Here is an 8,048-nt window from a genome sequence, read left to right on the forward strand (position 1 = left end):
CCGATGGCGAGACGCTGATCCTCGACGGCGGCTCGACGGTCGAGGCGCTGGGCCGCCGGCTGCGCGGCCGCCGGCTGCGCGTCATCACCAACAACCTGCCGCTGATCCCCGTCCTGGCGGATGCGCCGGGAATGGAGCTGATCGTGCTCGGCGGCACGGTGCGCCCGATCAGCATGGGCACCACCGGCGCCCTGGCCGAGCAGGCCCTGCGGCACATGCATGCAGACAGGCTCTTCACCAGCGGCGACGGGCTGCTGCCCGGCGAGGGGCTCTGCGAGGCAACGCTGGAGCAGGTCTCGCTGAAGTCGCTGATGATGCGCCAGGCCCGCGCGGTCTTCGTCCTGGCCGATGCCTCCAAGCTTGGCCAGGATACGCAGCCCTTCCGCGCACCCCTGCCGCCGCGCTGGGTGCTGGTCACGGATGCGCCGCCCGCCGCCTGCGCCGCCTTTGGCGAGGCCGAGGTCATCCGCGCTGGCTGAACCCGGAGCGGGAACGGTCCGGTGTGTCCCTGGGGGCGAGGCTCCGCCTCGCCCCCAAACCCCCACTCCGCCAGGACCCTGAGGGTCCTGGACCTCCCGTTCGTTGGCGCCTGCCTGTGGCCGGACCGCGCCGGAGAGCCATGCTCTCCGGCGGACTGCCGGTACCGCCAGCGCGGACAGGGTGTCTTTCCTCTTCCCGGGAGGAGCCCCGCCCATCCACCTGCGCCAAGGGATCGGGCGGAATGCCGGCCTTGCCAGCCCGAGCCAACGAAAGGCGGGGTCTGGGGGGATACTATCCCCCCAGCGGTGGGGGCTCCGGGGGCAGGCGGGGCCTCCCCCGGGGGTCGCCACAAGAGCGACGCCCCGCACCCCGGAGGTTTTACGGGGCCGTCATGGATGGACGAAGCGTGACCAAGATGAGGCTGGCGCAAGCGGTGCGAAACCGTTCATGATCCTGCCGGAACAAAGAAGTAGGGAGTATCGGCCATGCCTGCGACCGTGTCCTGTCGTCCTGGCCGCCCGTTCCACGCGCGGTCCCGGCGCTTCCTTTCCGCATCCGGCGGCCATGGCCAGCGGAAACGCGAGCATCCCTCCGCCCTTGCGCGACGTCCGAGCCGATTCGTGACCTGGGTCCGGCTTTCCTGAAGTACGGCAGGTCCGGCGCGCCTGCTTCGCGGCCGCGCCTCACCCCCATGCGGATGGCCGGGCACGGAACACCAGCGCGAGACGAGAGTGGATGGAGCAGATGAGCGAAGCCACGCCGCGCCTGGAAATGCGCGACGTGTCCAAGAGCTTTCCCGGTGTCAAGGCGCTGGACAAGGTACGGCTGAAGGCTTGGGGCGGCGAGATCCTCGCGCTGATGGGCGAGAACGGCGCGGGCAAGTCCACGCTCATGAAGATCCTGTCGGGCGCCTACCAGGCCGATCCGGGCGGGCAGATCCTGATCGACGGGCAGCCCGTCTCGATCGCCGATCCGATCGCCGCGCGGCGGCTGGGCATCGCGATCATCTATCAGGAGCTCGCCCTCGCGCCGAACCTGACGGTGGCGGAGAACATCTATCTCGGCCGCGAACCTTCCCGCGCCGGGCGCATCGACCGCCGCGCGATGCGCGAAGGCTGCCGTGCCGTGCTGGAACGCCTCGGCGCGCCCTTCACGCCCGATACGCTGGTCGGCACGCTCTCCATCGCCGAGCAGCAGCTCGTCGAGATCGCCCGCGCCCTGCAGGCGGAATCCAAGATCCTGGTGCTGGACGAGCCCACCACCGCGCTGTCCTCGCGCGAGACGGAGCGGCTTTTCGCCCTGGTGCGGCAGCTGCGGGCGGAAGGGATCGCGCTGATCTACATCAGCCACCGCATGGCCGAGATCTACGAGCTCGCCGACCGTGTCACCGTGCTGCGCGACGGCAGCTATGTCGGCACGCTGGAACGCGGGGAGATTGACGCGCCCTCGCTGGTGCGGATGATGGTCGGGCGCGACCTGTCGAGCTTCTACAAGAAGGCGCACGACCCGCATGGCGGCAAGGGCCCCGTGGTGCTGGAGGTGCGAGGCCTCACCGATGGCGGCCGCCGCGTGCACCCCTGCGACCTGACCCTGCATCGCGGCGAGGTCCTGGGCATCGCCGGCCTCGTCGGCTCGGGGCGGACGGAGCTGGCGCGGCTGATCTACGGCGCCGACCCAAGCGCGGGGGGCGAGGTGCGGCTGAACGGGAAGCGCGCCGAGATCCGCTCCCCGGGCGAGGCGCTGGAGGCGGGCATCGCCTATCTGACCGAGGACCGGAAGGGGCTGGGCCTCTTCCTCGACATGTCCTGCGGCGGCAACATCAATCTCGGCGTCATCGCCCGCGACGCGCTGCCGGGCGGGCTGCTCAACCTCGCCGCCGGGCGCCGCCGCGCCGCCCAGGCCTTCGGCGCGCTGCGCGTGCGCGCCGCGAGCCCGCAGGTCACGGTCGGCGGCCTTTCCGGCGGCAACCAGCAGAAGGTGCTGCTGTCGCGCTGGCTGGAAACCCATCCGCAGGTGCTGATCCTCGACGAGCCGACGCGCGGCGTGGATATCGGCGCCAAGTCGGAGATGTACCGCATCGTCGACGAGCTGGCGCAGCGCGACATCGGCATCATCGTCATCTCCAGCGAGTTGCCGGAGATCATCGGCATCTGCGACCGCGTCCTGGTGATGCGCGAAGGGCGCATCGCCGGCGAGGTGCGCGGCCCCGACATCACCCAGGAAGCCATCATCGCCCATGCGACCGGCGCACATTGATACCGGGGCATGAGGCCAGGGAGGAAACACGGATGAGCGAGACCGGGAAGGCGCCCCTGCCATCCGGTGCCCCCGTCATGCCGGGCGGCGCCGGGCTTTCGGCGCGCCGGGCGCAGCTCTGGAGCGTGCTGCAGGCCATCGGCATGCTGCCGGTGCTGATCCTGCTCTGCATCCTGTTCCATGTGCTGAGCGAGGGGCGCTTCTTCAGCGTGCAGAACCTGTCGATCGTGGCGCAGCAGGCCTCGATCAACAGCGTGCTGGGCGCCGGCATGACCTTCGTGATCCTGACCGGGGGCATCGACCTTTCGGTGGGCTCGGTGCTGGCGGCCTCGGCCATGTCGGCGCTGATCGTCTCGCTGCTGCCGGACCTGGGCTGGCTCGGCCTGCCCGCGGCGCTGCTCACCGGGCTCGGCTTCGGGCTGGTCAACGGCGCGCTGATCGCCTTCGGCAAGCTGCCGGCCTTCATCGTCACGCTGGGCTCGCTCACCGCGGTGCGGGGCCTGGCGCGGCTGATGGGCGGCGACACCACCATCTTCAACCCGGACCTGCCCTTCGCCTTCATCGGCGATGCCAGCATCCCCGTCGCCCCGGGCATCGGCATCCCCGTGCTGGCGGTGATCGCCTTCGCGGTGATCGTCCTCTCCTGGTACGTGCTGCGCCGCACGGTGCTGGGCGTGCGGATCTATGCGGTGGGCGGCAATGCCGCCGCGGCGCGGCTTTCCGGCATCAAGGTCTGGGCGGTGCTGCTCTTCGTCTATGCCGCTTCCGGCCTGCTTGCGGGCCTCGGCGGCGCCATGGCGGCGGCGCGGCTCTTTGCCGCCAACGGGCTGCAGCTCGGCCAGTCCTATGAGCTGGACGCCATCGCGGCGGTGATCCTGGGCGGCACCAGCTTCGTCGGCGGCATCGGCTCGATCTGGGGCACGCTGGTCGGCGCGCTGATCATCGCCGTGCTGACCAACGGGCTGATCCTCACCGGCGTCTCCGACATCTGGCAGTTCATCATCAAGGGCCTGGTGATCATCGGCGCCGTGGCGCTGGACCGGTTCCGGCTGCAGGGCAGCGCGCGGACCTGACGGGATCGCGGCGGGGCCGCCGCCCGCCCCGCCGCCACGCGACAACAAGGGCTGAGAAGAAGGAGAACGCCAGAATGCTGAAGACCATCCTGCTCGCCGGCGCGGCGGTGCTGCTTTCCACCGGGCTGGGCATGGCCAAGGAGGTGACGTCCATCGGCCTGAGTGTCGGCTCGCTGGGCAATCCCTATTTCGTGGCGGTGGGCAAGGGCGTTGCCGATGCCGCGCATGCCATCGGTCCGAACGTGAAGGTGACGACCACCTCGGCCGATTACGACCTGAGCAAGCAGGCGAGCCAGATCGACAATTTCATCGCCTCCGGCACCGACCTGATCCTGGTGAACGCGGTGGACCCCAACGCGCTGCTGCCCGCCATCCGCCGCGCCAAGGCCGCCGGCATCACCGTCGTCGCGGTGGACGTGACCGCCGCAGGCGCGGACGCCACGGTGCAGACGGACAACGTCAAGGCGGGCGCGATCGCCTGCGACTACATGGTGGACAAGATCGGCGGCAAGGGGAACGTGATCATCCAGAACGGGCCGCAGGTCTCGGCGGTGACCGACCGGGTGAAGGGCTGCAAGGAGGTGCTGGCCAAGCATCCGGAGGTGAAGCTGCTGTCCTCCGACCAGGATGCGAAGGGCTCCCGCGACGGCGGGCTGAACGTGATGCAGGCGCTGCTGACCCGCTTCAGCGATGTGCAGGGCGTCTTTGCCATCAACGACCCGCAGGCCATCGGCTCCGACCTCGCGGCACGGCAGCTCAACCGCACCGGCATCGTCATCACCTCGGTGGACGGCGCGCCGGACATCGTCGGCGCGCTGAAGGGCAAGACCCAGATCCAGGCCTCGGCCAGCCAGGACCCCTATACCATGGGCAAGCTGGCGGTGGAGACGGGGCGGGACATCCTGGCCGGCAAGAAGCCGGAAAGCCCGATGATCCTGATGCAGCCCAAGCTCGTCACCCGCGACAATGTCGGCGAGTATCCGGGCTGGACGCGCTGAGGGTTCACGCCTTCCCCGTGCCGGGGATGCCCGGGATTTCCGGACCCGCTGCCCGCAGGCGGGTCCCGGTGGTGTGAATTCGCCGGAGGGCCTGGCCCCTCCGGCCACGGCCTTTTACCATGCACGCCGTTTCCAGCTTTAGTGTTTTAGGATTTTACTCTTTTATCCGGCTTTGTGGCGAAAGGGTGAGGCCCAGGCTTCCGCCCCGAGGGCCGGTGATGCCGGATGGCGAGAGCCAATGCTACGGGCCATGCCGGGCGATGCTTGGTCAGGCGGAGATCACCCGGGACGCTCCGCCGGCGGCACTGCGGGTCGCGTGGTGTTGATTTTATTCCTATAGCCTGGGGTGGGTCCGGGAAGCAAGGGGTGTTTGGGGGCCGTGCCCGCCCCGTGCGGCGGGGCGCGCGTGGCCCGGGGGATGGCCACGGAGCGTGACGCCCGGACCCTTGCAGGCCCGTGCCGGTGCGTTCCGCCGTCCGGATCAGAGCCCCGCCCCGGCCGGAACGATCACCGCGCCGTCGCGGATTCCCGCTGGCACGGCCTCCAGCGCGTCCCCGGCGCAGGGGCCGGAGACGCAGAAGCCGTCCTCGATCCGGAAGCGGGCGCCGTGCAGGGCGCAAACGACGTGCTCCCGCCGCCCGTCGAGGAAGCGGTCGGGCAGCACCTCCAGCGGCACGCCGAGATGCGGGCAGGAATTCAGGTAGACAAAGACCTGCCCGCCGCGCCGCACCGCCACCAGGCCGATGAAGCCGCCGGGCGATGCCGGGAAGCCCCGCGCGCCGCCATCCGGGATGTCCTCCAGACGGCAGAGCAGGCGCTCGCCTTCGGCCATGCCGCCCGCGTCACGCAGCGCGGCTGGCTTCGTCCTTCCAGCCCGCCATGTCGCAGAGGATGGCCCAGTGCTCCGCGCCCACCGGCATGACCGAGAGGCGCGACTGCCGCACCAGCGCCAGCTCGGCCAGGCGCGGATCGGCCTTGATCCCGGCCAGGGTGACCTTGCGCGGCACCGGGCCCAGCGCCTTCACGTCCACGCAGACCCAGCGGCCCGTGGCGTCGGTCGGGTCCGGGTAGGCGGTTCGCACCACCTCGACCACGCCGACGATCTCCTTGCCGATGTTGGAATGGTAGAAGAAGGCCTGGTCGCCCAGCGCCATCTCCCGCAGGTTGCGCGCCGCCGTGGCGTTGCGCACCCCCGTCCAGGGCTCCACCCCGTTCGCGACCTGCTGGTCCCAGGAGAAGGCGTCGGGCTCGCTCTTGACCAGCCAGTGCCGCATCTCAGCCGACCTTCGCGCCGTCCTTGAAGACGAGGCGGAAGGGTTCGACCGTGGTGGAGGCGAAGACCTCGGCGAAGGCATAGGGGTCGGCGGCGGCGAAGGCCTCGGCGGCCGCCCGGTCGGGCATCTCCACCACCAGCAGGCTGCCCCTGGGCTTGCCATCGCCATCCAGCAGCGGCCCGACCAGGACGAGGTCCTTCTGGTGGCTTTCCAGCCAGTTCAGATGGGCCGGGCGCGTCGCCGCGCGCTTGTCGAGCGCATCGGGCTTGTCCTCGCAACGAATGGCAAACAGCATGGCGGAGTCCCCGTTCAGCTTTTCGAGCGCGCACTCAAGCCCGGATCAACGGGCGCTTCAATCCATCGGCCCGAGGGCGTAGAGAGGCGGGGTGAGCGCCTCTTCCGCCCCCACCCCAGCCCCTGCCCAGGCGCCGGCCCCGGCTTCGGCCCCGGCTCCGCTTCCCGCGCGACGGGCCGCCGGCTGGCACCGTTTCGCCCAGCCGGGCCGCTTCCTGCGCCTGACCGAGCGCGCGACGCCCGTCCTCTGGGCGCTGGCCGCGCTCGTGCTCGCCATCGGCGTGCCCTGGGCGCTGGTCTTCTCCCCGCCGGACTGGCAGCAGGGGGAGACGGTGCGGATCATGTACGTCCATGTGCCGATGGCCTGGCTGGCGATGAGCGGCTATGCCACGCTGGCCCTGGCCTCGCTTTCCGGGCTGGTCTGGCGGCATCCGCTCGCCGATATCGTGGCGCGGGAGATCTCGCCGGTCGGCGCCGCCGTCACCGGCCTCTGCCTCCTGACCGGCAGCCTCTGGGGCAAGCCGATGTGGGGCACCTGGTGGGTCTGGGATGCGCGGCTGACCTCCGTTCTGGTGCTGTTCTTCTTCTGGGTCGGCCATGCCGCGCTGGTGCGCGCCTTCGAGGAGGAGGAGCGCGGGGCGCGGATGGGCGCCATCCTGGCCCTGGTCGGGGCGGTGAACCTGCCGATCGTGAAATTCTCGGTGGACTGGTGGAACACGCTGCACCAGCCCGCCTCGGTGGCCCGGCTCGGCGCCCCCGGCCTGCATGTGGACCTGCTCTATCCGCTGCTGGCCAATGCGCTGGGCTTCACCCTGCTCTTCGTCGCGATCGTGCTGACGCGCAGCCGCGCGGCGATCCTGGAACGGCGGGTGCGGGCCCTGTCCCTGGCGCGGGCGCGGCGCCTCGATGGAGAGATGGTGTGAGCCTTCACTGGTGGCATGTGACGCTGGCCTGGCTGGCGGCCGCGCTCCTGTTGGGCGGGCTGTCCCTCGGCGCGCTGTGGCGGCAGGGGCAGGCACGGCGACGGCTGGCGGCGCTGGAAGGGGCAAGGGGAGCCAAGTCTTGAGCCTGTCCCGCAAGTCGCGCCGCCTCTGGATCCTGGCCCTCTGCGCGCTGGGCATCGGCACCGCCTCGGCCCTGGCCCTTTCGGCCTTCCAGGACAACATCGTCTTCTTCCGCTCGCCCAGCGACGTGGCGGCGACGCATCCCGAGCCCGGCCGCGCCTTTCGCCTGGGCGGGCTGGTCGAGGCCGGCAGCCTCCATCGCGACACCAGCGCGGACAACGTCCCGCATGTCAGCTTCCGCGTGACCGACGGGCAGCATACGGTGGCCGTCCGCTATGCCGGGGTGCTGCCGGACCTGTTCCGCGAAGGGCAGGGGGTGGTCACGCTTGGCAGGCTTCAGGCCGATGGCAGCTTCCTGGCCAGCGAGGTCCTGGCCAAGCATGACGAGAGCTACATGCCGCCCGAGGTGGCGGATGCGCTGAAACGCTCCGGCCACTGGGACCCGAAGAAGGGCGACCCGCCCCCGGCGGCCTCCTGGAACACGCTTTCCGCCAGCCCCGTGAAGAGTGGCGGGTAGGGGAATGATGGTCGGACGGCCGCTGTCCCGGAGGGAAGGCGCTGCCTTCCCCCCGGCCCCCCCATCCGCCAGGACCCTGCGGGCCCTGGACC

The 8,048-nt window shown here is 70.7% G+C and carries 9 protein-coding genes and 1 pseudogene; 7 read left to right on the top strand and 3 right to left on the bottom strand.

Annotation, left to right across the window (positions count from 1 at the left end):
• From ROTAS13_RS14950 to ROTAS13_RS14965, 4 genes and pseudogenes are all read left to right on the top strand, one after another.
• Positions 1–479, top strand: a pseudogene (locus tag ROTAS13_RS14950) (DeoR/GlpR family DNA-binding transcription regulator); the annotation flags it as partial.
• A 745-nt stretch (positions 480–1,224) separates the two neighbouring features.
• Positions 1,225–2,736 carry a sugar ABC transporter ATP-binding protein gene (locus ROTAS13_RS14955; protein ID WP_115359306.1) on the top strand — a complete coding sequence of 504 codons (1,512 nt, stop codon included), beginning with the start codon at positions 1,225–1,227 and terminating at the stop codon, positions 2,734–2,736.
• A 32-nt stretch (positions 2,737–2,768) separates the two neighbouring features.
• A complete protein-coding gene (locus tag ROTAS13_RS14960) occupies positions 2,769–3,809 on the top strand; it encodes an ABC transporter permease subunit (RefSeq protein WP_019463092.1) in 1,041 nt (346 codons plus the stop codon).
• A 74-nt stretch (positions 3,810–3,883) separates the two neighbouring features.
• A complete protein-coding gene (locus ROTAS13_RS14965) occupies positions 3,884–4,807 on the top strand; it encodes an ABC transporter substrate-binding protein (RefSeq protein ID WP_019463093.1) in 924 nt (307 codons plus the stop codon).
• A 481-nt stretch (positions 4,808–5,288) separates the two neighbouring features.
• Here ROTAS13_RS14965 and ROTAS13_RS14970 read toward each other — a convergent pair whose 3' ends face one another.
• Genes ROTAS13_RS14970 through ROTAS13_RS14980 form a run of 3 tightly spaced genes read right to left on the bottom strand, consistent with a single transcriptional unit; the run spans position 5,289 to position 6,376 of the window.
• Positions 5,289–5,639 carry a Rieske (2Fe-2S) protein gene (locus ROTAS13_RS14970; RefSeq protein ID WP_019463094.1) on the bottom strand — a complete coding sequence of 117 codons (351 nt, stop codon included), beginning with the start codon at positions 5,637–5,639 and terminating at the stop codon, positions 5,289–5,291.
• A gap of 10 nt (positions 5,640–5,649) precedes the next feature.
• Positions 5,650–6,081, bottom strand: coding sequence for an EVE domain-containing protein (locus ROTAS13_RS14975; protein WP_058390227.1), 432 nt, complete (start codon positions 6,079–6,081; stop codon positions 5,650–5,652).
• 1 nt (position 6,082) lies between these two features.
• Positions 6,083–6,376, bottom strand: coding sequence for a YciI family protein (locus ROTAS13_RS14980; protein WP_019463096.1), 294 nt, complete (start codon positions 6,374–6,376; stop codon positions 6,083–6,085).
• Between the two features lie 91 nt (positions 6,377–6,467).
• Here ROTAS13_RS14980 and ROTAS13_RS14985 point away from each other — a divergent pair, with 91 nt between their 5' ends.
• From ROTAS13_RS14985 to ccmE, 3 genes are read left to right on the top strand one after another with little or no spacing between them, the layout of a single operon-like run.
• Positions 6,468–7,298, top strand: coding sequence for a heme ABC transporter permease (locus ROTAS13_RS14985; protein WP_058390226.1), 831 nt, complete (start codon positions 6,468–6,470; stop codon positions 7,296–7,298).
• Complete coding sequence (locus tag ROTAS13_RS27220) at positions 7,295–7,441, top strand: hypothetical protein (protein ID WP_155985201.1); 147 nt, start codon at positions 7,295–7,297, stop codon at positions 7,439–7,441. Before ROTAS13_RS14985 ends, ROTAS13_RS27220 begins: the two co-directional genes overlap by 4 nt.
• 2 nt (positions 7,442–7,443) lie before the next feature.
• Complete coding sequence (ccmE, locus tag ROTAS13_RS14990) at positions 7,444–7,956, top strand: cytochrome c maturation protein CcmE (protein WP_026033562.1); 513 nt, start codon at positions 7,444–7,446, stop codon at positions 7,954–7,956.
• Positions 7,957–8,048: the final 92 nt, after the last annotated feature.

It is taken from the genome of Roseomonas sp. TAS13 (assembly GCF_001950415.1).
GTDB classification, from domain to species: domain Bacteria; phylum Pseudomonadota; class Alphaproteobacteria; order Acetobacterales; family Acetobacteraceae; genus Roseomonas; species Roseomonas mucosa.

Excerpts from the sequence above, each read along its gene's own strand:
- ROTAS13_RS14955 (WP_115359306.1), top strand. The coding sequence starts at position 1,225 with ATGAGCGAAGCCACGCCGCGCCTGGAAATGCGCGACGTGTCCAAGAGC.
- ROTAS13_RS14960 (WP_019463092.1), top strand. The coding sequence starts at position 2,769 with ATGAGCGAGACCGGGAAGGCGCCCCTGCCATCCGGTGCCCCCGTCATG.
- ROTAS13_RS14965 (WP_019463093.1), top strand. The coding sequence starts at position 3,884 with ATGCTGAAGACCATCCTGCTCGCCGGCGCGGCGGTGCTGCTTTCCACC.
- ROTAS13_RS14970 (WP_019463094.1), bottom strand. The coding sequence starts at position 5,639 with ATGGCCGAAGGCGAGCGCCTGCTCTGCCGTCTGGAGGACATCCCGGAT.
- ROTAS13_RS14975 (WP_058390227.1), bottom strand. The coding sequence starts at position 6,081 with ATGCGGCACTGGCTGGTCAAGAGCGAGCCCGACGCCTTCTCCTGGGAC.
- ROTAS13_RS14980 (WP_019463096.1), bottom strand. The coding sequence starts at position 6,376 with ATGCTGTTTGCCATTCGTTGCGAGGACAAGCCCGATGCGCTCGACAAG.